Annotated in this window: 21 protein-coding genes and 1 tRNA gene; 6 read left to right on the top strand and 16 right to left on the bottom strand. The window is 50.8% G+C overall.

Annotated elements, in window-relative coordinates; translation table 11 throughout:
* Positions 1 to 80: 80 nt before the first annotated feature.
* From B7989_RS05465 to B7989_RS05455, 3 genes are read right to left on the bottom strand one after another with little or no spacing between them, the layout of a single operon-like run.
* On the bottom strand, positions 81 to 1,190 hold the full coding sequence (locus B7989_RS05465; RefSeq protein WP_088627554.1) for a hypothetical protein: 1,110 nt from the start codon (positions 1,188 to 1,190) through the stop codon (positions 81 to 83).
* Between the two features lie 15 nt (positions 1,191 to 1,205).
* Complete coding sequence (locus B7989_RS05460; RefSeq protein WP_088627553.1) at positions 1,206 to 1,997, bottom strand: hypothetical protein; 792 nt, start codon at positions 1,995 to 1,997, stop codon at positions 1,206 to 1,208.
* Positions 1,990 to 2,823, bottom strand: a complete 834-nt coding sequence (locus tag B7989_RS05455; protein ID WP_088627552.1) for a TIGR02147 family protein — start codon at positions 2,821 to 2,823, stop codon at positions 1,990 to 1,992. Before B7989_RS05455 ends, B7989_RS05460 begins: the two co-directional genes overlap by 8 nt.
* A 262-nt stretch (positions 2,824 to 3,085) precedes the next feature.
* Between B7989_RS05455 and B7989_RS05450 the strand changes: the two genes are divergently transcribed.
* Positions 3,086 to 3,823: a hypothetical protein gene (locus B7989_RS05450; protein ID WP_088627551.1), complete on the top strand. Its 738-nt coding sequence runs from the start codon at positions 3,086 to 3,088 to the stop codon at positions 3,821 to 3,823.
* A 99-nt stretch (positions 3,824 to 3,922) separates the two neighbouring features.
* Here B7989_RS05450 and B7989_RS05445 read toward each other — a convergent pair whose 3' ends face one another.
* The 9 genes from B7989_RS05445 to B7989_RS05410 all read right to left on the bottom strand — a co-directional run bounded on the left by B7989_RS05445 (position 3,923) and on the right by B7989_RS05410 (position 15,528).
* Positions 3,923 to 5,239 (bottom strand): hypothetical protein, encoded by a 1,317-nt coding sequence (locus B7989_RS05445; RefSeq protein ID WP_088627550.1) that lies wholly within the window; start codon positions 5,237 to 5,239, stop codon positions 3,923 to 3,925.
* A 129-nt stretch (positions 5,240 to 5,368) separates the two neighbouring features.
* Positions 5,369 to 5,926 (bottom strand): anaerobic ribonucleoside-triphosphate reductase activating protein, encoded by a 558-nt coding sequence (nrdG, locus tag B7989_RS05440; RefSeq protein ID WP_088627549.1) that lies wholly within the window; start codon positions 5,924 to 5,926, stop codon positions 5,369 to 5,371.
* Position 5,927: 1 nt separating this feature from the next.
* Positions 5,928 to 6,074 (bottom strand): anaerobic ribonucleoside-triphosphate reductase, encoded by a 147-nt coding sequence (gene nrdD, locus B7989_RS14235; RefSeq protein ID WP_144264974.1) that lies wholly within the window; start codon positions 6,072 to 6,074, stop codon positions 5,928 to 5,930.
* Positions 6,075 to 6,100: 26 nt separating this feature from the next.
* Complete coding sequence (locus B7989_RS05435; RefSeq protein ID WP_088627548.1) at positions 6,101 to 8,431, bottom strand: anaerobic ribonucleoside triphosphate reductase; 2,331 nt, start codon at positions 8,429 to 8,431, stop codon at positions 6,101 to 6,103.
* A gap of 411 nt (positions 8,432 to 8,842) precedes the next feature.
* A complete protein-coding gene (locus B7989_RS05430; RefSeq protein WP_088627547.1) occupies positions 8,843 to 9,613 on the bottom strand; it encodes an SIMPL domain-containing protein in 771 nt (256 codons plus the stop codon).
* 25 nt (positions 9,614 to 9,638) lie between these two features.
* Positions 9,639 to 11,132, bottom strand: coding sequence for a sodium:solute symporter (locus B7989_RS05425; RefSeq protein WP_088627546.1), 1,494 nt, complete (start codon positions 11,130 to 11,132; stop codon positions 9,639 to 9,641).
* Position 11,133: 1 nt separating this feature from the next.
* A complete protein-coding gene (locus B7989_RS05420) occupies positions 11,134 to 12,969 on the bottom strand; it encodes a sensor domain-containing diguanylate cyclase (protein WP_088627545.1) in 1,836 nt (611 codons plus the stop codon).
* 10 nt (positions 12,970 to 12,979) lie between these two features.
* The gene (locus B7989_RS05415; protein ID WP_088627544.1) at positions 12,980 to 14,119 is read right to left on the bottom strand and encodes an LptF/LptG family permease; all 1,140 of its coding nucleotides are present in this window, start codon (positions 14,117 to 14,119) and stop codon (positions 12,980 to 12,982) included.
* A complete protein-coding gene (locus B7989_RS05410; RefSeq protein ID WP_088627543.1) occupies positions 14,116 to 15,528 on the bottom strand; it encodes an LptF/LptG family permease in 1,413 nt (470 codons plus the stop codon). Before B7989_RS05410 ends, B7989_RS05415 begins: the two co-directional genes overlap by 4 nt.
* Positions 15,529 to 15,592: 64 nt before the next feature.
* On the opposite strand from B7989_RS05410, the gene B7989_RS05405 reads away from it, so the two are divergent.
* From B7989_RS05405 to B7989_RS05390, 4 genes are all read left to right on the top strand, one after another.
* Positions 15,593 to 16,447, top strand: coding sequence for an outer membrane protein assembly factor BamD (locus B7989_RS05405; RefSeq protein WP_088627542.1), 855 nt, complete (start codon positions 15,593 to 15,595; stop codon positions 16,445 to 16,447).
* Positions 16,448 to 16,520: 73 nt separating this feature from the next.
* Positions 16,521 to 17,312, top strand: coding sequence for a hypothetical protein (locus tag B7989_RS05400; RefSeq protein WP_144264973.1), 792 nt, complete (start codon positions 16,521 to 16,523; stop codon positions 17,310 to 17,312).
* Complete coding sequence (locus tag B7989_RS05395; protein ID WP_088627540.1) at positions 17,312 to 18,841, top strand: PHP domain-containing protein; 1,530 nt, start codon at positions 17,312 to 17,314, stop codon at positions 18,839 to 18,841. The genes B7989_RS05400 and B7989_RS05395 overlap by 1 nt, the downstream gene beginning before the upstream one ends.
* An 8-nt stretch (positions 18,842 to 18,849) precedes the next feature.
* A complete protein-coding gene (locus B7989_RS05390) occupies positions 18,850 to 19,887 on the top strand; it encodes a rhomboid family intramembrane serine protease (protein WP_233144262.1) in 1,038 nt (345 codons plus the stop codon).
* Between the two features lie 81 nt (positions 19,888 to 19,968).
* On the opposite strand, the gene B7989_RS05385 is transcribed toward B7989_RS05390, so the two are convergent.
* Entirely contained in the window at positions 19,969 to 20,652 is a 684-nt protein-coding gene (locus B7989_RS05385) for a tol-pal system YbgF family protein (protein WP_088627538.1), read from the bottom strand.
* A gap of 106 nt (positions 20,653 to 20,758) precedes the next feature.
* Here B7989_RS05385 and B7989_RS05380 point away from each other — a divergent pair.
* Positions 20,759 to 20,831 (top strand) — tRNA-Thr (locus B7989_RS05380).
* Positions 20,832 to 20,869: 38 nt separating this feature from the next.
* On the opposite strand, the gene B7989_RS05375 is transcribed toward B7989_RS05380, so the two are convergent.
* From B7989_RS05375 to B7989_RS05365, 3 genes are all read right to left on the bottom strand, one after another.
* Positions 20,870 to 22,117 carry a hypothetical protein gene (locus B7989_RS05375; RefSeq protein ID WP_144264972.1) on the bottom strand — a complete coding sequence of 416 codons (1,248 nt, stop codon included), beginning with the start codon at positions 22,115 to 22,117 and terminating at the stop codon, positions 20,870 to 20,872.
* A 150-nt stretch (positions 22,118 to 22,267) separates the two neighbouring features.
* Positions 22,268 to 24,046, bottom strand: a complete 1,779-nt coding sequence (locus tag B7989_RS05370; protein ID WP_088627536.1) for a DNA repair helicase XPB — start codon at positions 24,044 to 24,046, stop codon at positions 22,268 to 22,270.
* A 48-nt stretch (positions 24,047 to 24,094) separates the two neighbouring features.
* On the bottom strand, positions 24,095 to 25,468 hold the full coding sequence (locus B7989_RS05365; RefSeq protein WP_088627535.1) for a hypothetical protein: 1,374 nt from the start codon (positions 25,466 to 25,468) through the stop codon (positions 24,095 to 24,097).
* Positions 25,469 to 25,544 lie beyond the last annotated feature (76 nt).

Here is a 25,544-nt window from a genome sequence, read left to right as displayed (position 1 = left end):
GATCAAACCGTTTTTTCGGATATAAGTAAAACAGGCGCTCCAAAGGGAGCACCTGTTTTTTCGTGAGTAGCAAGGAGTAATTACCCTTTCCAATTAGGGTCAACTTCGTACATAATCACATTGACCCAGTACAGAACATCCTTGAACTTGACGTATCGGGCAGTTGCATTTTCCGGTTCAATCAGGAATTCGATTTTATCAAAGTTGCAAATGCACTTGGTTACACTGGTTGCATCGTAATAGTCAAGCATCAAGGTATCGCCGACCATCTTCTGAGAAACCTTCGCGTCAATTCCGCAATAGTCCGTCACGTTTTCCAAAGTCAAGACAGTTTCGCCGTTCATGTAAGTAATCTGCCTTGCTTCGGGGAGCTCAGAGGCTGCACTTTTTGTAACAGGCTTCACGGCAAGGTCATTATTCATGCACTTGCCGCGTGCATAGCCATTCAACTCCAAATCTGTCGAGGTCGATTCGGGAATGCTATCCTGCGCGACAGGAATAGAATCCCGCGGTTCCTGTTCATCAGGCGGGAACGCCTTAACAATTTCCATTCTGTAGCCATAATCACCGCCTTTAACAGCAACTAATATCGTGGCATTGATGAATGCAGGATCAGCCTTCACCTTAAAAATCAGTCGGGAATCACAAATGCAATCCGGTTCGGCATTGACGGTATCAAGCGCCACTTGTTGCATATAAAGGGTATCACCGGATGCCGAAAGGTAAATATTTCCGACAATCGGTTGCCTAATGATACTTACCGTTCCGCTGATAGACCTACAATTCATCGAAACATTCTCGACAACGACCGTCGCCGAATCGTCTCCGTCTTCATAACCCAAATAGGCTACAGGAGGCAAGGTCGCATCCATCATAGGGTCCACCTTTTTATCGAGGCACGTTCCAAAGATATCGTTAATCTGCTGTACGGTTTCTTCTTGCGAAGAAGACGACACCGAAGACGAGCTCAGTTCTTCGCTAGAAGAAGAACTCGTCACCTTGCAACAGGTTGTATCGGGTGGAAGTTCACTAGAGGAAGACTCCTCCACCGCGGAACTATTGTTCCCTGTCACGGGCGCTTCAGGCGCCGTGCCCGAAGACGAATCATCGCCGCAAGCAAGTAAGCCAAACGAAAGTGTCATCGCAGCAGCAACAGAGACGACTGTTGCAAAAATCGAATTCTTTTTCATGATTTCCTCCTTTAATTAATTTCCTAACGGAATCGCCCTTTGATTATCGAAGACTGCAGAATCTATGCCAGGGTAGAACTGGTCCATTTTGAATCCGGCATCTGCCACGCAGAAACAGCCATAATCCAAGCCCTTGCTCCGACTAAAGGCTGCATACAGCGTACTCCCATCAAGACCTACTATTGCGCCAGATTCGTTGACATCATTCAAGAATGATGTCCGTTGTTCTTCGTCGCAAGGAACATCGAATTGGACATTTTCAAACTGAATCACTTCTGAATTTCCATCCATGTAGAAGCGAGCCGAAGGAGGTTCGATTTCGGGGTCGACAACGGGAATATCGTTTTTATTATAGAGTGAATAATCCTTGCACTGCAAACTGAAATCCTCTGTATGGACACGAAGATTATGGTATTCCGACGAAGAGCTACGGCCATCAACTTCTTCCGACGAAGAAGACACAGGTATCGGATCCGGCACAAGGTCTTTATCTTCAATCGAACTGCTGCTCATGTTCTTCGGCCCCACCTGTGAGGAACTAGAACTTGACAAGACAGATTTTTGAGACGAACTGGATTTGGCAACGGAATCCTCAATGGCTTCGGACGAACTGGACCCGCCCACATTCTTTTCACCTGCGGACGAACTTGTTACGATTGGATTCACATCCGGAACGCTTTCGGAAGAGCTGCTAACCTCGGCAATGGAATTGGGGTCAATCGTCCCGCCGGCCACGTTATCGCTGGAGCAGGCCACCATGAAAATGGAGGATATGGAACTGACTGCAAGTGCAAACTTCTTAAGCATGGCGCACCTCTTTAATATTGTCCGTTACCGGGAAAAACTGAAAGTTGATTCGGCAGACCTGATCTTGGTCGTTGTATTCGTTCGCAATCGAAAGCACCTTTCTGCAGCAGGCATCAAGTTCTTTTGCAATTCTTTCTCTAGCCTCTTGATTCACGCTGAGCGTGACGCCCGTAAAATAACGTTCGTTCGGCGCATAGCAATCCACGGCGCGGGCGGCCATATTCGCCATCTCTTTGTGCATGGCCCGAATGGCGATAGGCAAAGCCTCTTGCGAACCGATTACAGTCTGTTCCGTCTGCGAATAAACCTTTTCACCGTCCTTTTTCAGGAACCCGGCCTTCACCAAGAAATTCAGTACATCGCGCACTTCTTCGGCAGACACATGTTCTTTGCACGCATCGGCTATGTCGCGGGGAGTCGCCCCCGGCATCATCGGAATCAGTTCCCTTAAAACCGGATACTTCCAGGACTCATAATACTGGAAAGCATCGCCATCGACCACGCGCACCTTGTGCTCCAACGCAATCCTCTGCATTTCGAGGAGAGCCGCCTTCTTGGCCTCGTCTTTGTCTGCATTGCAGAACAAGACCATTTCGCGGAAGTAATCCGCCTCGTAGCCGCTAAGCCCCATGGCCTTCGCCACATCGTCTATTTTGACCTTGCTGAGTTTGCTCTGGCCCATGCACACAAGCTTCAAAAAATTCGGCGAAGTAAAGCCAGCACTCTTGCAGAATTCACGCCACGAGAACGCACCGAGACGTTTGCGTTCGTCATAGTAATCCTGCATAAAGAGGTGATAGTCCTTGTATTCAAGTACCGATTTCATACTAAGGAATATATCTTTTTTTCGAGCTACAGTCAACAATTTTATTATACAAAAATACAGAATTCTTTACAAAATAAGCAATTTTCGCAACAATCAATCAACAAAAACCACATAAATTATACAAACCGTATAATACACCCCCGAAAACGTATAATGAAGCATTTTTGTTTAAAAAGACAATGAAATCTTTAAAAATCGTCCTAAAATTTGTATATTGTTCGTTACAAATTAATATTTGGGAACTTATAAAGGAGAGAACAGGATGAAAAAAGCGTTCTTAGGCGCATCCATGATTTCCATGGCCATTTTGGGAGGTTGCGGTGATTCCGATTCCGGATCCGCTACCTCTTCCGCACCGATGCCCGATGGCGTCGTAAAGACCATTGCCGAATTAGGAAAATGCAACTCTTCTACAAAGGGCGATGTCGTGCAAGTGCTTGCCGACGGCAGCTTCTACCGTTGCGTGGATGGCGAATGGATTTCCCTCGGTTGGGAAAAGGAACTCACGAAATCCTCCAGCAGCACCTCTTCCAAAGACGTAAGCTCCAGTTCGAAAAAGCCTGTCTTCAATGAAGACGATGCCATCGAGACGCCCAAGAGCTCCTCTTCGATTGCAGAATCCAGCTCCAGCGAAGAAGAAATTGAAAGCTCTTCTTCCGAAGACGAAGAACTCTCCAGTTCCAGCGAAGAAGAAATCGAAAGCTCTTCCTCCGAAGACGAAGAACTCTCCAGTTCCAGCGAAGAAGAAATCGAAAGTTCCTCTTCCGAAGACGAAGAACTCTCCAGCTCCAGCGAAGAAGAAATTGAAAGTTCCTCTTCCGAAGACGAAGAGCTCTCCAGCTCCAGCGAAGAAGAAGAAAGCTCTTCTTCCGAAGCCGAAGAACTCTCCAGTTCCAGCGAAGAGGAAGAAGAAAGTTCCTCCTCCGAAACCGAAGAACTCTCTAGTTCCAGCGAAGAAGATGAAGGAGAAAGTTCTTCTTCTTTCGAAATTGACGACTAGCTTATCCTTTTGGAGTTCACTCTTTTCGTTGTTTACAATACAAAAAAAGAAAACCACCGGATTTACCGGTGGTTTTCTTGTATCTAAACAGTTCCTGGATTACAGATCGTCATCGTCTTCTTCAAGTTCATCGTCAGACTCGATAGTATACTTCACCGTCTTGGCACCTTCGATATCGGCTTCAACGCCATCGGAGTTGACCGGGAGGACAATGAAGTAGAGCGTCGTGACCTTGGAGCCGTAGTTATCAAGGTCGACTCGGTAGTAGGTCGAGCTCGTGTAAGTCAGATAAGCGAAATCATTGTCGACATTCGTCTTTTGGTAGATATTGTAACGAGTGGCGTCGTCGGATTCATCCCAAGAAAGACGTGCATAGTAAGTGTAGTCCGGATCCTGGGCAATCATGAGGCCCGAGACATTGTCGGGCTTGCCAGCGCTAGAAGAACCGCCGCCGACCACGAAGGTCGAGCTCACCGTCGAAGAAGCACCGTCGACAGAGTAAACCGTTCCACGCACCGAGTAAGAAGCGTCTTCAGTCCACTTGCCTGTATACGGGGAAATCGAGACAGTGCGCTTGTCCTTGCTCAAGGAAGTAGAGATCAAGACATTGCTGCTACCCTTAGAAACGCTCCAATGGGAAGTGGTCACGGAATCGGCTTCCAATTCTGTAGCGAAGGTAAACGTGATGTCGGACTTCGTATCGATTTCCGACGTATTATCATCGATCTTCACTATCTGAGCGGAGCTCTTTACGAGGCTGATCGAAGAAACGTTGATGATGTCGCCAGCGCGCATTGAAGTGCCGCCCACGAGCTTGACATCGTTACCCACGTAGGTCTTGGACTTGATCTGTTCCTGGCCCACGGAAATCATCACTTCGACGCCTTCCGGAAGCTTGTCGAACGAGTATTCACCGCTTTCGCTAGTCTTGGTGGTCAGTTCGCAAGGAACAAATTCCTTCGGCAGGTTGGCATAGACCGTCACGCCAGAAGCGCCGTTCGTCTTGCCCTTGTCGTCGGTGAACAGCACGATGCCCTTAGCCTGCACGCCGGCCTTGTACATCGGGACAGTCTGGATGACATCGCCCACGCGCGGAATGTCGCCCTGGCCCTGTTCTGCGAGATTCACGAGAGCATGGACCGTAGCATAGCCATCCTTGGAGATCTGGTAGCTATGATCGCCCAGAGCCTGGTTCTTCCACACGGAAAGGCCCAGGGAATCCGCAATAACGGCCTTGTCGTCAACTACGGAATAAACGGTCACGCCAGAAAGAGCTGCGCCAGAATGATTGTCTACAACCTTGATAGTGATAGTGCCTTCGGCCTTGGCATCGTCGTTGATGTTCGTGACAGTGCTATCGCAAGCCGCAAGGAATGCTGCAACGGCAGCAAAAGAAAATGCATATTTAAGCTGCATTTGTCCTCCTCTATATAATTAATGCAAACAAAATATAACAAACAAGATATATAATGTCAACAATGCTTTACAGAAAAAAAAACTGCCCCTTTCGGAGCAGTTTTCCACATTCAAATAGAGAGATTTAAACTAAGCCAACACCAAGTCCGGCCGGACCTTCATTTCGTCCAGTTGAATCTGGTGAAGAACCACGTGACCTTCGACCAAGCTTTGCTGCACATCGATAATGCGCTGGTTCGTAGAACCCCTGAACTTGATTTCAAGCGATTTTTTCGCCATAATGAAGGGGCCGTCGATCAAAATGTCGGCAAAAGTCAGCAGTTCGAACATGTCCGGGCGTTCGTGCGCAAGATCCATGAGGCGTTCGTAGGTATAACCGGTGAAAATCACCAAGTTGAGCCCACGTTCCTTGATTTCTCGCGCTAACGGAATCAAGGCCGCCGCCTGGTCCATCGGGTCTCCACCACTGAACGTAATTCCGTCAAGCAGCGGATTCTCCTCGATCATTTCGAGGATTTCATCGATATCGATAAAATGACCCCCGTTGAAATCGTGGGTCTGCGGATTTTGACACCCTGGACAATTGTGATGACAACCTTGGGTAAAGATTGTCATGCGGATTCCGGGACCGTCCACGAAGGATTCGGGTTCGATTCCGGCAATCCGCAAGCGAGGGTATTCGTCCATATTATACGCCGTGCTTCACGCGATCGTTCACTTCGGCACGCTTGGCGTTATTGAAGCGATCGACTGTACCGACGAGATAACCCGTGATACGACGGATACGTTCGAATCCGACACCTTCACCGTACTTGTTCAGTTCTTTTTCAGACATTTGATTCTCCTTACTAGAAATTTTTATTAGCGGATACCCTTGAATGCAGGCATACCCGGATAAAGTCTACGCAGTTCCTTCAGTTTTTCTTCGGAAATGGCGTGGCCTTCGCTACGTCCGCAACGCGGGCAGCTGTCACCGATCACACCCACGAATCCGCAAACCGGGTCGCGGTCCACCGGGTGGTTGATGGAGCCGTAACCGATACCCACCTTGGCCATGTGCTGCACGATCTTTTCGAAGGCATCCAGGTTCTGCGTCGGGTCGCCATCGAGTTCGACATAGCTGATGTGGCCGGCATTGGTGAGTGCGTGGTACGGGGCTTCCAGAGAAAGCTTCTTGAAAGCCGAAATCTTGTAGTACACCGGAACGTGGAAGGAGTTGGTGTAGTAATCGCGGTCGGTAACGCCCGGGATAATACCGAACTTCTTCTTGTCCATGCGCACGAAACGACCGGAAAGGCCTTCGGCAGGTGTTGCAAGCAAGCTGAAGTTGAGGCCCAGACGATCGGATTCCTTGTCGCAGAATTCGCGCATGTGGCCGATAATCTTGAGGCCGAGTTCCTGAGAAGCTTCGGATTCGCCGTGGTGCTTGCCCGTGAGCATCACCAGGGTTTCGGCAAGGCCGATAAAGCCAATGGAAAGCGTACCGTGCTTGATGACTTCGCCAACGGTGTCTTCCCAGCCGAGCTTTTCGGAATCAATCCAGACGCCCTGTCCCATGAGGAACGGGAAGTTCTTGACCTTGCGCTTGCTCTGCACGGCAAAGCGTTCCATGAGCTGGTCGCTCACCAACTGCATCATGCGATCGAGTTCCTTGAAGAACAGGTCGACAGACTTCATCTTGATGGCGATACGCGGAAGGTTGATAGACGTAAAGCTCAAGTTGCCACGTCCAAAGCTGATTTCGCGGCTCGGGTCGTAATGGTTACCGATTACGCGGGTACGGCAGCCCATGTAGGCAATTTCGGTTTCGGGGTGGCCCGGCTTGTAGTACTGCAAGTTGTACGGGGCATCCTGGAAACTGAAGTTCGGGAACAGGCGCTTGGCGCTCACGCGGCAAGCGAGCTTGAACAAGTCATAGTTCGGGTCGCCCGGCTTGAGGCTGACGCCGTCCTTGACGCGGAAAATCTGAATCGGGAAGATTGCCGTTTCGCCACCACCCAAGCCTTCTTCGGTGGTGAGAAGCAAGTTGCGCATCGCCATACGGGCTTCGGGCTCGGTACACATACCGTAGTTGATGCTGGAGAACGGAGTCTGGGCACCGGCACGGCTGTGCATGGAGTTCAGGTTATGAACGAAAGCTTCCATAGCCTGGAAGGTAGCCTTGTCGGTTTCTTCGTAGGCCATCTTTTCGGCAAACTTCTGGGCATTCTTGACGGTTTCTTCGCCATAGGTCTTGGACAGTTCGCGAGCTTCCGCTTCTTGGAACTTTTCGTTCGGCACGAGCGTCGCTACCATGCCCATTTCTGCCATTTCGGTATGGAGCTTCTTCACAATCGGCTGGATTTCTTCTTCGGTCTTGCCCGTGAGAAGAATGAGGGCCTTGACCATGTTGGAAAGGTAAGCCTTGCGGTAAGTGATACGCACGCCGTCGGCCATGGCGTAGTCAAAGTTCGGAATGGACTGACCACCATGCTGGTCGTTCTGGTTAGACTGGATAGCGATAGCGGCCAAAGCGGCGTAGCTACGGATATCCTTGGGTTCACGCAGATGACCGTGACCGGTATTGAAGCCGTTCTTGAAAAGTTTCTTGAGGTCGATCTGGCAGCAGGTCATGGTAAGGGAATAGAAATCCAGATCGTGGATATGGATATCGCCTTCCATGTGGGCGCGGCTGTGCTCAGGCTTGAGCATCATCATGGTGTAGAAATGCTTTGCGGATTCGGAACCATACTTGAGCATGGTACCCATGGCGGTATCGCCATCGATGTTGGCGTTTTCACGCTTGAGGTCGGATTCCTTGGCAGAGCTGAAGGTAATGTCGCGGAGCGTATGCATGAGGCGCGTATTGACTTCGCGCACGCGGGTACGTTCGGCACGGTACAGGATGTAGCTCTTGGCGGTATCGGCATAGCCACCTTCGGTCAGAGCCTTTTCGACAGCGTCCTGGATTTCTTCGATTTCAGGAACATTCTTGCCCTCGGATTCGAGTCGGCCCACCACATCGGCGGACACCTTGAGGGCCGTGCTCGTGAGCACGTCATCGTTTCCCAACAAATTCAACTGACTTTGGGCGGCCTTGATCTGTTCGTCAAGTTCGCCAGATGCGCGGAATGCCTTGACAATGGCGTCGACAATCTTTTCAATGTTGAACGGCATCTCACGGCCGTCGCGCTTCCTTACAGAAACTATCATCTACCAATCCTTGCTGCCCGGCGAATCAGCCCCTAATAGCGTATTTATGGGCGAAACTCGTTTCGAGCATACTTTTTTCTTTCATTTCTGGTACTTACTATATCTTGTGGCTCGAAAGAAGCCCGAAGCACAAGATATGGAAAACAATATAACAAATGTATCTGTCATTGGAAGACATTTTTCAAAAAAATAGCGCTTTTTGTGTAAATTTAAGATTACAAAACTAAACTTATCAACATTCCCGAAAACGGGCTTTAAAAGCGATTTTCAACAAAGTAAGCAAAACAAAAGCTAACGCCTTTATTTATAAGCAGTTAGCGAATTTTGTCCTTTCGGACACTTATCAACACAAAAATAAAAGTTTTTTATAAACTACGTCTTGACAAACAAGGACCTTGTGACTAGCCCGTATTATTGGAGCAATTCTACCACCAAATGAACCGATGCAGAGATGCTTACGGAGTCCGCGATAGACGAAAGAAGGGCGTCTTCGCTATAGTCGTTGAACTTGGCTGCCCCCAGGACTTGCCGTCCGTGCATAAGGTCGCTACCGCCGTTTTCACTGACCGAGATTACCTTGCCAAGTTTGCCGCCAACGCTTTCGGCGTAGCTTTCTGCCTTGTCCATAGCCTTCTTGCCCACCGAGAGTATGATTTCTTTGCGCAAGGAATCTTCGCTTTGGAGGCGAGCCGAGGTGCGATCGATTTCGACATCGAGTTCCGCCGAGAGGACAGCGACAGCCGCGGCTGCTACAGACCTTGAAGAACAACGGATTGCAAAGGACTGGCTCACCACATAGCCGGTAAGGCTGCGAGTGCCCTTGTCGTAGGACCATTCCTTACGCATGTCGACACTGTTCTGCTCGATATCGGAATTCTGGATATCGAGTTTATTCATTTGTTCAAAAATCGCCTGGCGACGGGTTTCAAGCTGCTTGTAGAGAAGTTCCTTGTCGCGGCCGCGCAATTCAAGCATGGCAAACGTCACGAATTCGTTCGCCTGATACTTGCGGGATTCCGAAGCAGACACCTTGACCGTCGACATCTGCGCATCGCTGACCACAGACGGCACCTTCAAGGATTTCGGCATTGCATTCTGCATTGCGTTTTCTTTATTGGTCGAAAGCAGCAAGAAGCCAAGCAGTGCGACCAGCAGGACGAGCCCCAATGTTACCTTGTTCATAACTTACCCCTAGTTTTCCTGAAACTTATTTTCGAACCTTCAACAGGTTTGCAACCGCATTCACAAGCAGGGCGACCACAATCGTCGTCGTCATACTGATAAAGGGCATCCAAGGCCAGCTAAAGATTCCACCCAATACAGCCGGCACTCCAAAAGCAGGAATGCCTTGAACAAGAATCAAACTACCCATACCGCAAATCACGGCAACCACAACGGCCCAGCCACGGAGTTTACCGGCACCCGTGCCGAAAACTTTCTCGGCATAGAAGGCAAGCACGAACATACCGAGAAGCGGGCCCGTGAAAAGGCCTGTAAAGAAGAGCGCGTTCTTGAGCAAGCTCCCCTGCTGCGTCGCCGCAAACAAGGCAAAGAAAACGCCCAGCACGCCCCAGACCACAGTCCAGATCTTGGCGCGCTTGAGTCCACCGATTCCGGCGTTTTCGTCCCAGTTCAAGAAATCGCGTTCCGACGTATTGCCCAGCGAATTGATAGCGCCCGAAAGGCTACTCATGGCGGCCGCACAAATGGCGGCCACAATCAAGCCCGTCACACCCACCGGAAGTCCATTGACAATGAAATAAGGGAATACGTCATTCTGGCCCAAGCCCTCGGGAAGGGCAGCCACATGAGCCTTCTGGTAATAAACATAGAGAGCGGCGCCCACCCAGTAGAACAAGACGGAAACGGCACAGCCAAGCACCATTGAAAGAATGCTCGAACGGTTCGCCGCCTTCACATCTTTACAACTCAGGTAGCGTTGTACAAACTGCTGGTCACAACCGCGAATGGCAATTTCAAGAATCGCATAGGCAAAGCCCGCCGACACAAGCGTACGCGCATTCGAGATATCCATCGAGGCGTCCCACCACTTGGTCTTGCCCGCTTCGCTGGCAAGGGTCGCCATTTCGCCAAAGCCGCCGACCGCATTCGAAATGAGAATCAGTACCAGCACGCCACCGCCAAAGAACACCACGAACTGCATCACGTCAGTCCAAATGACCGCCTTGATGCCGCCGAACCAAGTGTAGAATATGGCCACCGCCGCCGACACGATAATCGCAAGTTTCAAGTCGATATGCAGAATCTGCGCAAGCACAAGCGACGGCGCATACAAGAGGATTCCCGTACGGAGCAGCAAGTGCAGACAATAGAATATGGCGGCAAGCCTGCGCACGGGCCTGGAAAAGCGGACTTCGAAAAGTTCGTAGGCGCTATTAATGCCAGAAGTACGGAACTTGGGAATAAAGATAAGCCCCACCACCACAATGCTAATGAAGGCACCAATCTGGAACATGAGGAACGTCATGTTGTCGCCATAGACATCGGCAGGCGCGCCCAGGAACGTGGTAGCACTCACAGACGTTGCAATAAGGCTAATGCCCACGGCCACCCACGGAATGGAGCCGCCGCCCAGCATGTATTCCTTCAAATTCTTATTACCGCGCGAGACAAACAAGCCGATCGCGATTGAGAGTAACAAGTATGCGACTAAGACAATCCAATCGAGCGCAGTAAACATGCTATACACTCACGGGTTCAGATTCTTGTTTTTCGAACTGCACGACTTGGTTACGACCGCCTTCCTTAGCGCGATACAAAGCCTGGTCGGCATTATTGATGGCCTTTTCCAAATCGCCATTAAAGTTCTGCGTCAGCAAGAAGGCTCCGATACTTACCGTTACGCGCAAGGGGTCAGCCTGGTGCACATCGAATACGAGCTTTTCGACCGACTTGCGGATGCGTTCTGCGGTTTCGACCATGCCTTCGGAATCGGTATCGATCAAGGCTACCACGAATTCTTCGCCGCCAAAACGTGCCACCACGTCGATTTCGCCGCGGATTTCTTTACTGATGGTGTCGGCAATGCCCTTGATGACCACGTCACCAATCGGGTGACCATAGGTATCGTTCACATGCTTGAAGTGGTCAATATCCATCATCAAGAGGCCAATGCTATACTTGCTGCGGTCTGCGCGAATCTTTTCGGAGCGCAACTTTTCAAACATGGTCTTCTTGTTGATGAGACCCGTATGGCCGTCGCGCATGGCCTGGTCGCAACCCAGTTCAAACTTGCGGGCGCGATTGTAGGCAAAGCCTGCAACGCCGGCAAAGGCCTTGAGCAGTTCCTTTTCATGATCGTTATACGGCATGGAGCTGCTACTTTCAAGGCAAATTGCAATTTCAGCGGTGTCAGAGCCATGCTCCGCCGCAATAGGCATTACCAAGATCTGGCGCAGGTTCAGGTTCTTGCGTTCCGAATCGTTCAAGCGCGGCAGGTAATCCTTGAAGCCCGGCAAGAACGAACGTTCCATGGGGCGGTTGCGCATCAGGGAGAGCACAAATACGCCCTTGTCCGAAAGCGTAAACTTCTTGTTCGCAAACTGCTCGGCATCTACACCGTCGCAGTATACCACGCTGCCATTCATGTCGTCGCCCGGATCCATGGCAAGAATCGTGAGGCGGTCGTAAGCCATGTTCGCCTTCACGTAATTGATAATCTGCTTGTAGATATCCTTGACCGACATGTTCTGGAAGAACTTGCGCAGGTAGCTGTAAAGTCCGCCATACTGCTGCAAGGCAATATGCTTCTGGGCCGAATAGAATCCCTTGTAGTCAAGCATCGAAATGGCGCTTGCGATAAACTTGAGCGCATTGGCCGTCATGTCGTTAAACGCATTCGGGTACACGGAATCCATGACCAAGGCTCCCACGCGGAGTCCAGAGGCATGGTCGATCATTGGCACGGCCACCACCGACTTGATTGCCGGATTGTCCACATAGTACATGACGCTCTTGGCACCCGGAAGGTCGCCTTCCAAAAGGCGGTTCACGTTGCTGCGGAACAGCTGGCCCAAAAGGCCAGACGTTTCGGTAATGCGCGTGCGAAGGTTCACCGAAATTTCCTTGTCGTTTGCGAAATTGCGGATACCCCATTCCTTCTGGTTTTCCATCTGCGTAAACACGATGACAGAATTCACATGCGGAACCACGATCTTGAGTGCAAGCAGCATGTCCGTCATGGAACGGTTAATGTCGGCATTGGCACGTGCCCAGACCTGGCTCACCTTGAGAGCAGCTTCGGGTTCATTTGCCATACCCCTAGGCGCATTGGAGAATTCATTCTGCAAAGTCGGGGTAATCACCGGCGTGTTCGTCGTCGAACGATTCTTGAAAATCGTCGGAATGGGAGCCGTTGCAGGCTGCTGGGAATTCGGGCCGGCAAGGCGCGGGCGGTTCATGCAGGCAAGCACAAACGCAACGACGGCAAAGGGGATCAGGAACAGGAACATCCCCCCCTGGAATGCAAGGCCAAGCAACAGCCCCGCGACCACGAATAAAATTTCTGCAACAGACATACTTATCCCACTATAAACGGAAGGAACGGTACAACATTACCACCGAGACGCCGCCATATACAAAGTGGCTAATCCATGCCGCCCAAAAAGGCGAAAGCGCACCATTTTCTCCCATCTTTAAGCCAATTCTTTCAAGAATATAATAGCTAAAAACTATCAAGAGGCCAACCCCGAACTTCTGGGAAAGACCCCCAGAACGACTATAGCGGTGGCAAAGGGCTGCACCGATGAGTAGTACAATCAAATTCATCCAATGGGCAGAACGTTTAAACTGGAGTGCGGTTTCCATGGCGCGCGTGTCTTCGCCCGAACGGCGCAGCACGTTGATTCTAGCCATGACCATCTTGGAATCCATTTCGTCGGCAGTCTGGCGTTCGTTAATCAAGTCGCCCGGATGAGTCGTAATCTTGTCACAGACTTTTTCACGATGAATCGGGAACACGTTCACCGTACCGTCTTTATGGAATTCTCGGCGGTGCCCGCGTTCAAACTGCCAGCAACCCGGCGGCGGGTCAATGCTAGAAAGCCTTGCGATAGAATCGAGCGAATCCTTAGGCGGCTCTTCAATCCAGCGGACCAGTTTGGCATCGTAGCGTTCTACCAGTCGGCCGTCTTCGCGAAGGAGCAAAACCACGTCGCGACCAAAGCGGCCCTTGCCGGAATAATGCCTAAAGAACCAGCTAGCGCGTTCGCTATCGATAAAGGTAAAGTCGCGTTTTTCCTTGATGCGCGGGTTCTTCTTTTTCTGGGCGTTCGTCTCCATGGTTTCCAGACGCTTGTGGTTTGCGTCAGGGAGCCAGAGTTCGCTCATTTCGTAAGAACCGATAGACACCAGCACGCCGAACACGAAAATCGGAATCAAGGTCTTGAACGGAGCCTGGCCAGAGCTTTGCATGGCGCTCATTTCAAGGTGGCGAGTCATGTTACCGATCGAGGCAAGGACCGCAATAAACAGGGCCACCGGCGAAATCAAGTAAATCATGTAAGGCAGGTAGCTTACATAGTAATCGATTGCATCCTTGGTGTCGCGGGCAAGCCAGGTCTTGATGTTACCCACAAAGTCAATGACCGCAAACATCAGGATTGCGCCCAAGAGCACCAGCAGGAACATCTTCAAGAAGTTCCACATCATGTACCGGGAGAATTTCATCCAATCCTCCTGGTAAAGAATCCGAATATTTTCTTGAAGAAACCGCCCACAGCGCGAATCGCCCTAAAGAACTTGGAATCGCCCGAGAAACGGTCGCGCACCATGGCCACCGTAATGAATATGCCGAAGGTTCCGATGATAATGTTCGACGCCCACATGGCAAGCACCGGATCGATCAAGAGCCTGTCCGCCATGTTTTCGCCGCCGATCAAGCAAATCCAGTAAATCACGAAGAACGCAAGGCTATAGAGAATACCCGTACCGATACCGCCCTTACGCGCCATAATGCCAAGAGGGGCACCAATCAGAATAAAGATAAAGCAAGCGAAACCGGTACTGTATTTCTTGTGGATTTCGACCGTGTACTGCGCCTTGCGCTTGAGTTCCGTTTCCATACGGCTGTACAGTCTTTCGGTGGTGCGGAGCGCCGCAATTTCTTGCACGCGAAGTCGTTGCAAGGACCGCCTGCGCTGGATAGAATCAATCTTCGTTCCGCTTTCGCCCGACTTCGGGACAATGGAATCGCCCAAGACATCATCTCGCAACGTCACAAGCGTATTCAACCTCTTTTCGAGAGCCTGATCCCTGAATTCGACATAGCGTTTTTCGGCATCTTCCACCACTTCGGTCATCATCTCGATCGGCATTTCGCGGTCGCTGCGGTAACTGCGGCTACGGCGTTCCAGACGGTCATCTACGTTCTTCATGGCGAGGTCTTGCGAGAAATAACGGATGCGGAAATAGTTTTCAGGGTTATCCGCATCGGTCATGTGGGTTTCACCACTGCGCAGGCGGAGCATCAGCGTCGCACCGTTATCCTCATATTCCATAGTGGCGCTATCGGCGTACACGATACGGGGGGCGCCCTTCTTTTCCATTTCGAAAATCTGGATTCCGTACAAAGTACCCGACACCGGGTCGATGCGGTTCACCCACAATTGTACGTCGGGGAACTGCGTAATGAGTCGGCCGGCATCAATGAACACGTGCGGCTTTTTGCGCGACACGGCATTCATGAGTTCCACCGAGCGGTGGTTCGCTTCGGGCAGCACCCAGTTATTGAACACCACCATCAAAACCGAGATCAGCATCGACACCAAAAGCACCGGGCGCATGAGCGACAGCGGAGAAATACCCGCCGCCTTGCAGGCCGTAATTTCCTGGTCGCCCGAAAGTCGACCGAAGGCCATGAGGCTTGCCACAAGCACCGCCATCGGAATAGACAGCGAAAGCATCCACGCCAGGTTTAGTGCGAAGATTTCAAGAACGGTCGAGGCCGGAAGCCCCTTGGAAAGCACATTATCGAGGATTTTGACCAAAAAGTCCACCACGAACAGGAACGTGATTCCAAAAAGAGCCGCCAAAAAGGGGCCTATGAGCTCTTTCAACACGTAGCGGACTAAAATCATTTTTCTGAACTTACAAAATTTTCTACTTTACGGGGGTAAAATTAGAATTAACCAAAGAAAAAAAATGAACCTGTTCAAAAAGATTCCCTTATTCCTTTGTATTTTAGCTGAAACTGCATTTTTGGTCGGTTGTTCTTCTAGCGGTAAAAGCAAGATGAAACACACCGAGTGGTGCCGAATTCGCTATGAAGGCGCAGAGGAACTTTTCAAGAAAGAAAAGTACGGTCGTGCAACAGACAGGCTCGAAGAAATCCTTTCGACTTGCGCCGGCACGGGCTACATGGAACAGGCCCAATTCTTGATGGCCGAAAGCTACTTCAACATGGAAGACTGGATCGAAGCCCGCGGTGAATACGGCAGCTTCATCTTGAACTTCCCGGGTTCGCCGTTCATCGAAACCGCCGAATTCCGTAAAGCCATTTCTTCGTTCAACATGGAATTCCGCGTGAGCCGCGACGAAGCGAACACGACGATCGCCATGAAGGACTTTGAACGCTACCTGTCGAACTACCCCGATTCCCCGCTGCGCGACTCGGTGAACTACTACTACGACCTGCTCGTCGAACGCTTGGCCGAAAAGGAATTCCAGACCGCAAGACTTTACCTGCGCATGGACAAGTACCAGGCCGCCGTGATTTACTTCAAGGAATTCCTGGAAACCTACCCCAAGAGCAAGCGCCGCACCGAAGCATTGTTCATGATTGCCCAGGCCTACAACGAACTTGACCAGTTCGAAACCGCCAAGCTCTACCTGAACATTGCCCGCAACGAGGCAAACCCCGACGACAAGAAAATCCAGAAGCAGATTGCAAAGACCGAAAAGAAAATCGACAAGGCCGAAATTGCATTTGCCAAGCGCATGAAAAAGGATTCCCAGAAGAAGAGATTCTTCAAGGAAGACCGCGAAATGCAGAACTAATTGTCAGAACTTAGTCGGTAGAGCTTAGAACTTAGAGAGACGAAAGACGAAAGGTTTGTTGTACATAGTTCTTGTGGCAGTTCTTGCCGCATCTGCGATGGCCGCCGAAGAAACATCGACCCGCGACCGTTCCAGGCTTTCGATCTTTTTGCAGCCAGCCGTTTCTTTTTTGGACTTTCCGGAACGCGAATACTTCCAGAACGCCATCGACACGCTCTACCGCAGCTTTAGGGAAGACGCCGTAAACGAAAGCGAATCGCTGAGTGTCGCCAAGCAGGATTTCCAGAAAGTGAACTTCTGCTTCCCGATCTCGGCAGGAATCCAATACCAGCTTTTCAAGGACAACTTTATTAGCGCGGGCGTCAGTTTCATTTACGACAATGAATCGGTGGTGCTTACCGACCGCAAGAACCGCACCCACAATTACAGCTATACCATTCAGGGCATGCCGCTCTTTTTGGAATACAGACTCGGCATCCCCCGCAACTTCATGACGCTTTCGGGCGAAAGCCTGTTCAGCATCGCCGTGCGCTGGTACTGGGTTTTGCCCGGCACCGAAATTTACACCACCTGGGGTCAAATGGAAGCAAAGACGCCGCTCCTTGGCGCAGGCTTTGGCGTAAGCGTCGGCTACCTGATTGCGAACTGGAAAAATTTCAACATTTACGGCGATATCGGTTTCAGCAGCATCAAGGTTGAATCCGATAAGAAATTCTCTAAGATTGTCCCCGATGGTCCCGATAAAAAGGCCAAGTGGAACATTGGCGGACTCACCATGCAAGTGCGTATCGGTTTTGGGCTCTGGAACGAACCGGAGCCGGTTGAAGATAAAGACGACGATGATGATGACAAGCCGGAGGAATAATGAGCTTTATTCCGGGCGAAAAGTTGCATTACGCCGAGACGCATTTCAAGTTTAAGCTTCCGTGGTCGCTGCTGTACAAGCCGTGGCCCGAAATATTGGTCGACGCCCCGTTCCAGTTTGTGCCGGGCGTAGAACCGACTTTATGGGTGGTGGTCCGCGACGCGCATCGGTTCCCGACGCTTATCGAGAAGGCGGAAATCAACGGCAAGACCTTTGACTTACAGATACAGGCGAAGGAGCAATTTGGCTTTTACCCGATCAAGCTCGGACACTTGGAGCCAGGCGTTCACGAACTGGACTGCAAGATTTACGCGCAGCGAATCAGCGAAAGCGGTGAACGCTCCGCCACTAAAGTTTTTACCCGCTGGAATTACCCCGGATTAAAGCCCAAGCCGCTCAAGATTCACGTGCTTGCCGAAGAACCGCCTAAGGCGCCGGGATTTGTCGCCGGCGAAATGCATTGCCACACGCACTACTCGGCTGACCACGTGGAACACGGCGCCTCGCCCGAAGTAATGCAACAGGCGGCCAAAGCCGTCGGGCTCGATTTCGTGAGCTGTACCGATCACGCCTACGACTTTGCCTACACCACCGAAGACTATACCAAAGAAGCGGACACTCCGCTCACCCGCTTCGATGCACTCCGCGAAGAAGTCCGCAAGCTGAACCAGAATGCAAGCATGCCGCTTATGATTGCCGGCGAAGAAGTTTCGGCCGGCAATTCCAAGGGCGAAAACGTGCACATGACCGCCCTCGGCCCCGAAGGCTATTTGCCCGGGCTCGGCGACTGCGGGCGCAACTGGCTCGACAACAAGCCGACCTTCAAGATTCCCAAGCTATTGGAAATGACAAAGGCGCATTGCTTTGCCGCACACCCCATGCAGCCCATGGGCTACCTCGAGAAATTCATCTTCCGTCGCGGCTACTGGAGCCATAAGGACTTGAACCTGGACGCCGCCCACAAGATTCGCGGAATCCAGTTCTGGAACGGCATTCGCGATGAAGGCTTCAAGCTCGGGCGTGAATGGTGGATCGAAGAACTCGGCAAAGGCAATTACTTGCTGCCCATCGGCGGCAACGATGCCCATGGCGACTTGAACGAAACGACCTTCGTGAACATGCCGCTGATTTCGCTCGGGCATAGCCAAGAACATGTTTTCGGGAAAGTGAGAACGGTCGTAAAATCGCAGGAGCTTTCGCTTGAATCGCTTAACGAGGCTTTCGCGGGAGACAACTGCTACATCACCGATGGCCCAGCCCTCTGGTGGGAACGCGGCGAAAAGACCGTGACATTCCATGCCCGCAATACGCAAGATTTTGGAGGCGCCTTCCGCTACATCCGCATTTTCGGCCGCAAGCGTTCTGCAAGCGGCAAGCTCGCCAAGGCAGAAACCTTGTGCATCGAAAGCGTCGTAGCCGCCCGCGCAAATACAGACCTTACCGTCAACAACGATGACTTCGCTTACTTGCGCGCCGAATGCGAAACCGCGACGGGCAAGTTTGCCATGACCTCGGCTGCCGTACTTTAGGAGGAACCATGCCACGCTTTATGTCGCCCTTACGGCCGCGCTACATGCGTTCTCCGTCGGAGATCCCGAAAGAAGGGTTGCAGGTACAATCCATAACGCCGACTCCCGAAGCATCGAAAAATGCAGGAACGAATGCGGCTTCGGTGAGTGATGCGCAGGATTCGCCCGAGGCGCAGGAACCTGAATACCCTGAAATTGTCTGCGTGTCCGAGGGCACGTTCCGCCAGATTCGCGATGACAGCCTGGTGTTACTTTCGCAGGGAATTTCTCACCGGCTCTTGCGCAGTATCGAAGGCCCGTTTCTGATTTTTGTTTTGCCCGAACACGAAGAATTTGCACGCCTACAGTTGGCTCTTTACCGCAAGGAAAATCCGCCCAAAGAAGAAAACCCGCCGATTCCCTTGAGTTTTAGCCTGCAACCGCTCTGGGTATTGCTCGCGCCCTTGATTGTCACGCTGATTGATTTTACGGACGCTATGAACCTGCATACGCCCGGCGTTTCGGACGCGACTAAAGTTCTTAAAGGCGAATGGTGGCGTTCGCTGACCGCACAAACTTTGCACGGCGATGTAAGGCACCTGGCCTCGAATTTAATATGCGGCTACATCGTGATGAACATGATCACCTTCCGCATTCCGCTGCTACGGCTTGCGCCGTTTATCGCCGTCGCGGCCGCGATTGCAAACATTTGCGTCTCGCTTACGGTAAAGACCGACTTTCGCTCGCTCGGTTTTTCGACATTCGTATTCGCCGCCATCGGTTGCCTCTCGGTAATTGAATTCAGGCTCATGCCCAAGGAAACGCACGGCCTGCTCCGGCGATTCGCGCCGCTCTGCGGCGCGGCATCCCTTGCCGTATTCCTCGGACTCGGCGAAAACGCCGACATCCTCGGCCACGCCTACGGATTCATCGCCGGACTTTTCTGCGGATTCATTCCAAGCAAAAAGGCGCTCCGTTGGGGAACGCCGCTTTCAACCATAGACGGAATCGGGCTATTGCTTTACTACGCGTTCTACATCGTCGCATGGAAGCTTGCCATGGCGTAATGAATCCCACCACGGCGTACAACCTGAAATAGAAAAAGGCAGTCAAACGACTGCCCTTCTTAAAATTCAAAGCTGAACTGATTAGATATTCAGGAACTTTCTGGCCTTGTCGGCATAAGCCTGGTTGTCGCCGTAGACCGTGAGAATGCGTTCTGCAGTCTGCTTGGCCTTGTCGGCAGCACCGAGCTGGTCGTAAACGAGAGTGAGCTTCCACATGGCATCAGCAACCATCGGGACCTCGTCCACCGGTTCGTCCTTCTGGAAGCGGTCTTCCTGGTCGCCGGTGCGCTTGGCAAATTCAGAGATGTACTTTTCCAACAGACCGGCAGCGGCAGAATAGTCAGCCTTTTCGATCTTCACAGAGGCAAGACCATGCATGGCAGCCGAGCGGACCAAGGCAACAGAACCGGCATTGTCGAGGCTCTTCTGGAAGAACACGGCAGCGGCGTCAAAGTCGCCAGCCTGGAACTTGATATTGCCCGCATAGAGAGCTGCCTTGGCCAGAGCCACACCGGAAAGCTTGCCGGAATTGATCTTGGATTCGAATTCCACGAAAGCGGAGTCATTCTGATTAGCATAAAGGAGCGTCATGCCCGGTCCGAGGAGTTCGGCCTGTTCGGCAGCGGCAGCCTTACGATAGTCACGGAACTGCACCACGCCCACCACAATGACCATAATCACCACGAGGGCGGCAATGACCTTGGAGCCGTGTGCGACAAAAAATTCCTTAATTTCAGAATTGTTGGTATTCGATTCGTTTGCCATATTAAACGTCCATGTTAAATTTCGTGCTCCAATCATAGAAAATTTTTAATGTGTTGTCAGCACACCTTGACAAATTAGGGCCGTTTTGCTAATTTTGGCCTACCATGCCACTCTAGCTCAGCTGGTAGAGCAGCTGATTCGTAATCAGCAGGTCGGCAGTTCAAATCTGCTGGGTGGCTCGAAAAAATCCCGCTCGTTGAGCGGGATTTTTTGATTTTTAAGGAACTTTGTATATCTTGACCTTAAAGGTGTAATCGCCATCAATGCCTTCGGTTGCATCGGTAATTGCGAAGGCGTAGAAGCCCTCACCAGTTTCAGCATTGTAGGTTGGGGCCTTGGCAACATAGATTTGGTTGAAGTTCTGAATCATGTTGTTCAACTGCGTGCCTTCGATGGCTTTGAACTTGAAGTCGCTCACGTAGGCCGTTGCCGGAGAACGATCCGCATTCATGTCTTCCGGCCAGATATCCACTTCGTAATCGTCGGTGTACGGCGGAAGGTCTCCATTGGTAATTGGGGAAAACAGAAGACCCGAGCCACTTTTTGAAGAAAGTTCCGGATTCGTCACATCACCAGCCTTTTCGAAGATTATGTCTGCCGTTGCAGCACCTGCGGCAGGCACTGCGACGCAGTAAGCTAGGTCAACCCCCGGATTCACGTTCGTAGAAAGTTCAACCTGACAAGTTGTCATCGGGATTTCTTTAACCTGAACGGTAGATGATGATGAATACTCGCCCCAACAATATTCGGCAGCATCTCGTTCAAACGGAATGATTTCGGTTCTCTGAAAAACCATGTCGCCGGAAGTAGCCGTCACAGTAATAATAAGGCAGTACGTACCGCATTCGGTGAATCCCGGATCCAGCAAGCTGATAGAAACGCGAGCAGAATTCGTGGAGTTCAGATCAATGGCATTCTGCGTGGGCAAGAGAATCTGATTGGAGCTAACAGCTACAGGAGCAATAGTCATGTTATTGACATCATTACCCTTAGCGACTATATATTCGATACCGATAAAGGCGATGTTTAAAGAGCTGTCCATGACGGTAGAATCGCCGAGAAGATTCAACATGAATTTTCCCTTGAAGCGAACTTCATCGCCAGCCACTCTAGAGTCTAGCTCCGAGGCCGTGATAGTAAAGTCGCTCTGATCAGGAACAACAATTACCAATTCACTGCTACTGGATTTTTCAAGAGAACTACTAGAATCCATTTCATCATCCTCTACTGTGCTACTGGACGATTTTTTCGTTTTCTTCGAAGAACTAGACGACTTTTCCTCAGCAGAACTGTTTGAAACTTTCTTAGAAGAACTGCTAGATTCAACCACAGAATCATCCGAAGACGACAAGGCACCAGTCTCATCATCCGTCACAACAGGAGAAGAATCGTCAGAGCATCCAAAAAACATAAACGCTGCTACAAGACTCACTGCAGCAAAGCCACGAATAGATAGACTTTTCATTTTACAATTCCCCACAGGTTAGTTACTTTCACAAAGGTAACTAAAAATTCAGAAAAGCCAAAAAAGATTTATTCTAAATAGAAACAAAACCGAAGCTAGAAGCGAGCAGAACGAGTCCGAGAACGAAGTTATGCGACACTTATAGCGAGGTTACTTTCTAGCAGCTAACTCTTCAGGAGTTCGAGCCAGAATATCCCAGTCGCCGCGCTTGATAATCTTGTACGCATACCCCTGTTCGGTCAAGAACAGCTGGCGGTTCATGGCAAATTCCTGTTCCTTGGAATCCTGCGTCACGATGCTGTAGAAATGCGCCGCGCCACCGTCGCTCTTGGGGCGAAGCACGCGACCGAGACGTTGGGCTTCTTCCTGTCGGCTACCAAAGGTACCCGAAATCTGGATGAGCACGTTAGCATCAGGCAAGTCGATGGCAAAGTTACCCACCTTAGACACCATCAGGTTCTTCTGCGTTCCGTTACGGAAGGCGGCATAAAGCTTTTCGCGGTCCTTGTTCGGAGTCTTACCCGTAATCAGCGGAATCTGCAAGTCTTCGGAAAGGGCTTCGAGCTGGTCGATGTACTGGCCAATAATCAGCACGCGGTCATCGGGCTTGTCAAAGTACTTGAGCAGGCGTTCCACGATATCCGTCTTTTCGGGGTTGGTGGAAGCGAGCGTAATCTTTTCGCGCACCGGAGCAAGTGCATACTTCATCTTGAGTTCCGCATCCATCGGGATACGGATTTCGTTACAGTCGGCGGTAGCAATCCAGCCCTGGGCTTCCAGAATACGCCACGGAATGTCGTACTTCTTGGGGCCAATCAAGCTGAATACTTCGGTTTCCTTGTGGTCTTCGCGCACGAGCGTTGCCGTAAGGCCCAGGCGGCGAGTGGCCTGCATTTCGGTACTCAGGCGGAACACCGGAGCCGGCAGCAAGTGCACTTCGTCGTAAATCATCAGGCCCCACTTTTCCTGGCTGAACAGCGGGAAGTTGGCCAGTTCCTTTTTGACTTCTTCTTCGGTCAAATCGTCCAAGTCCGAATCGGTCTTTTCGTTTTCAGCCTTCTTGGCGCGCTTACGCTGAGTCAAAATCTGGTAGGTCGCCACCGTCACGGGGCCGATTTCCTTGACTTCGCCGGAATATTCCTTCACCTGGTCGAGCGTCAAGTCCGTCTTGTCGCAAATTTCGCGAATCCACTGACGGCTAGCCGAAATGTTCGGCGTCAAAATCAAAGTCTTAGTTTGTACCAAAGCCATGGTGGCAAGGCCAATCACGGTCTTACCCGAACCACAAGGCAGCACGATCACGCCCGAGCCGCCCTTTTCAGAACCACTGGCGTAGAACACCTGGGCCGCTTCCTTCTGGTAATCGCGGAGGGCAAAAGGCTTGCCACCAACAGTCGTTTCGCGCAGGTGAATCGGCAGAGGGTCACCCACGGTATAACCGGCCAAGTCTTCGACCGGGAACCCGGCGTTGGTAAGAGCCATCTTCAAGTGACCGCGGCGTTCCGGATCCACTTCGGCGTGCAAATCGTCTATAAACTGGACAATGTACGGTTCCACTTCCTTGAGGTGGCAAATTTCGGTGAACATGTACTTGTCGTCAGATTCGACAATCAGCTTGTCGCCATCCTTTTTAAGGCGGAGCAGACCGTAGCGCTCCATGTAATCCTGGATTTCTGTCACCACGGATTCAGGAATCGGAAATCGGCTCTGACCTTCAAGGCGTTCCAGCACTTCCGGTGCACGGAGTCCCGTCGAAGCCGCATTCCACAGACTCAGGGGACTAATTTTGTAGGTGTGCAGGTGTTCGGGGCTTTTGACCAATTCGGTAAACGGGGCGATTGCATCGCGAGCCGCTTCATAAGTGGGGAGATCGACCTCCACCATGATTTCCATATTACTCTGAACAATAATGGCGCCATTCGGATTCATAGGCGCCAAATTTAGTAAATATTTAGGCTCGTGCCAAGGTGCCCGTTTTTACTGGAAACGCATGTAGCAGTCCATATCTTCAGATACCGAGATTGTAAATTCCTTCTCGCAGACGCTTCGGTCTAGCAATTTCGAAATAAGATAACCCGTGCCTGAATAGGTTTGGCCATCAATTGTAACAGAATTAGGTTCACCAGAAGATGATTCACAGGTAATCTCTGGGGGTGCGTACTGATCGCATTCGCCATCCAGTCTGGCTGTATAAGATGTTCCTGCGGAAAGACTTACGCTTTCATTTGATCCGTGTTTGAATACAATTGCAGACTCGGAGAATCCGGCGCGAACCATCGGACAGGCCACCCTTTGCGGAATCTTAACGAACTCGTCGCCAACCTTCATTTTGCTATTGACTTTGACTAGCGGAGTCACAGAAGCAACCGAGTTAAATGTCATTTTCGCCTCAGCTCCGGAAACTGTTACGTTTGCAGAGTTGGAACCGAAGTCCCAAGTGTAGCCGGAAATTTCATTGGCCCCTTCCTTGCAACCAGTGACGCTCCAGGTGACGGAATTATCTGCCGGTTCCGAAGCGGTGCACTCACATTCAGAAGCCGTTATGGCAACATCGTCATTGACACAGCGAATACGGCTGTCCAATTCATCTTGAATAAGCTCCCGGAGAATGCAGCTAGCCCGATTTTCGCTACAGGTTAGAGCCACGCCATTTCCACCGATACCTGTCGTAAAGTATCTAGGCTCTGTTCCTGTTCCGAACAAATCGCCTAATTCCCCTGACCGATGCGCAATATTCATCAATTCGTTTTCCGTAGGCAATCGCCAACCTGCAGGGCAGGCATAAGAAGATTCATGCAAAGTGAAATCAGCTGATCCATTATGTGTCAGGTCTTCGGCCATCCAGACTAAATTGTCAAAAACAATTACAGGCGGTATCGAATCAATCTCTACCTTGAAAGGATCGGATTCTTCATCGCTGCTGGAGCTCTCAGGGGTCTTTTCATTGCTACTGGAGCTCTTAGCAGTCTCGCTGTCGGAGGAACTGATGCTGGATGAACTATCCGCATCTTCCTTGCTGCTGGAGCTATTAGCCTTGCCGTTGCCGCTACTGGAACTTTTGTTATCGGACTTGACACTACCGGAGCTGTTCGTATCGCTTTTGACGCTGCTAGAGTTGCCAGCCTTGGTATTTTCACTGCTAGAACTTTTTCCATCGGGCTTCACGCTCGACGAAGACGTTGTTTCCGGCTTTTCTACGTTTTCTTCTACTTCATCATCAGGATCCGACGGACCACTGCTACTAGAATCATCACCGCAGGCGGCAAAGAATACGCACACAGCCGTTGCAGCGCCTACTTTCAGCAAATTCGCAAGGACATTTCCATTCTTGTTTTGGCTGAAAAATTTCATTTTAGTGACCCCTCCGTAAAAGATACAGCCCGTTAACTTTTCTTAACTAAATATAAGCAAAAATAAAAAACACTAT

The sequence above is a fragment of the Fibrobacter sp. UWB5 genome (assembly GCF_002210295.1).
Lineage (GTDB): Bacteria > Fibrobacterota > Fibrobacteria > Fibrobacterales > Fibrobacteraceae > Fibrobacter.
The sequence above is the reverse complement of the archived record's forward strand: the minus strand, read 5'-3'. Positions and strand labels throughout refer to the sequence as shown.

Bases quoted from the DNA above. Each gene is read 5' to 3' on its own strand.
- nrdG (WP_088627549.1), bottom strand. From the start codon at position 5,926: ATGGACGAATACCCTCGCTTGCGGATTGCCGGAATCGAACCCGAATCC.
- B7989_RS05405 (WP_088627542.1), top strand. From the start codon at position 15,593: ATGAACCTGTTCAAAAAGATTCCCTTATTCCTTTGTATTTTAGCTGAA.
- B7989_RS05455 (WP_088627552.1), bottom strand. From the start codon at position 2,823: ATGAAATCGGTACTTGAATACAAGGACTATCACCTCTTTATGCAGGAT.
- B7989_RS05410 (WP_088627543.1), bottom strand. From the start codon at position 15,528: ATGATTTTAGTCCGCTACGTGTTGAAAGAGCTCATAGGCCCCTTTTTG.
- B7989_RS05415 (WP_088627544.1), bottom strand. From the start codon at position 14,119: ATGAAATTCTCCCGGTACATGATGTGGAACTTCTTGAAGATGTTCCTG.
- B7989_RS05460 (WP_088627553.1), bottom strand. From the start codon at position 1,997: ATGCTTAAGAAGTTTGCACTTGCAGTCAGTTCCATATCCTCCATTTTC.
- B7989_RS05465 (WP_088627554.1), bottom strand. From the start codon at position 1,190: ATGAAAAAGAATTCGATTTTTGCAACAGTCGTCTCTGTTGCTGCTGCG.
- B7989_RS05390 (WP_233144262.1), top strand. From the start codon at position 18,850: ATGCCACGCTTTATGTCGCCCTTACGGCCGCGCTACATGCGTTCTCCG.
- B7989_RS05430 (WP_088627547.1), bottom strand. From the start codon at position 9,613: ATGAACAAGGTAACATTGGGGCTCGTCCTGCTGGTCGCACTGCTTGGC.
- B7989_RS05420 (WP_088627545.1), bottom strand. From the start codon at position 12,969: ATGTCTGTTGCAGAAATTTTATTCGTGGTCGCGGGGCTGTTGCTTGGC.
- B7989_RS05375 (WP_144264972.1), bottom strand. From the start codon at position 22,117: ATGAAAAGTCTATCTATTCGTGGCTTTGCTGCAGTGAGTCTTGTAGCA.
- B7989_RS05365 (WP_088627535.1), bottom strand. From the start codon at position 25,468: ATGAAATTTTTCAGCCAAAACAAGAATGGAAATGTCCTTGCGAATTTG.
- B7989_RS05385 (WP_088627538.1), bottom strand. From the start codon at position 20,652: ATGGCAAACGAATCGAATACCAACAATTCTGAAATTAAGGAATTTTTT.
- B7989_RS05445 (WP_088627550.1), bottom strand. From the start codon at position 5,239: ATGCAGCTTAAATATGCATTTTCTTTTGCTGCCGTTGCAGCATTCCTT.
- B7989_RS05450 (WP_088627551.1), top strand. From the start codon at position 3,086: ATGAAAAAAGCGTTCTTAGGCGCATCCATGATTTCCATGGCCATTTTG.
- B7989_RS05370 (WP_088627536.1), bottom strand. From the start codon at position 24,046: ATGAATCCGAATGGCGCCATTATTGTTCAGAGTAATATGGAAATCATG.
- nrdD (WP_144264974.1), bottom strand. From the start codon at position 6,074: ATGTCTGAAAAAGAACTGAACAAGTACGGTGAAGGTGTCGGATTCGAA.
- B7989_RS05395 (WP_088627540.1), top strand. From the start codon at position 17,312: ATGAGCTTTATTCCGGGCGAAAAGTTGCATTACGCCGAGACGCATTTC.
- B7989_RS05425 (WP_088627546.1), bottom strand. From the start codon at position 11,132: ATGTTTACTGCGCTCGATTGGATTGTCTTAGTCGCATACTTGTTACTC.
- B7989_RS05435 (WP_088627548.1), bottom strand. From the start codon at position 8,431: ATGATAGTTTCTGTAAGGAAGCGCGACGGCCGTGAGATGCCGTTCAAC.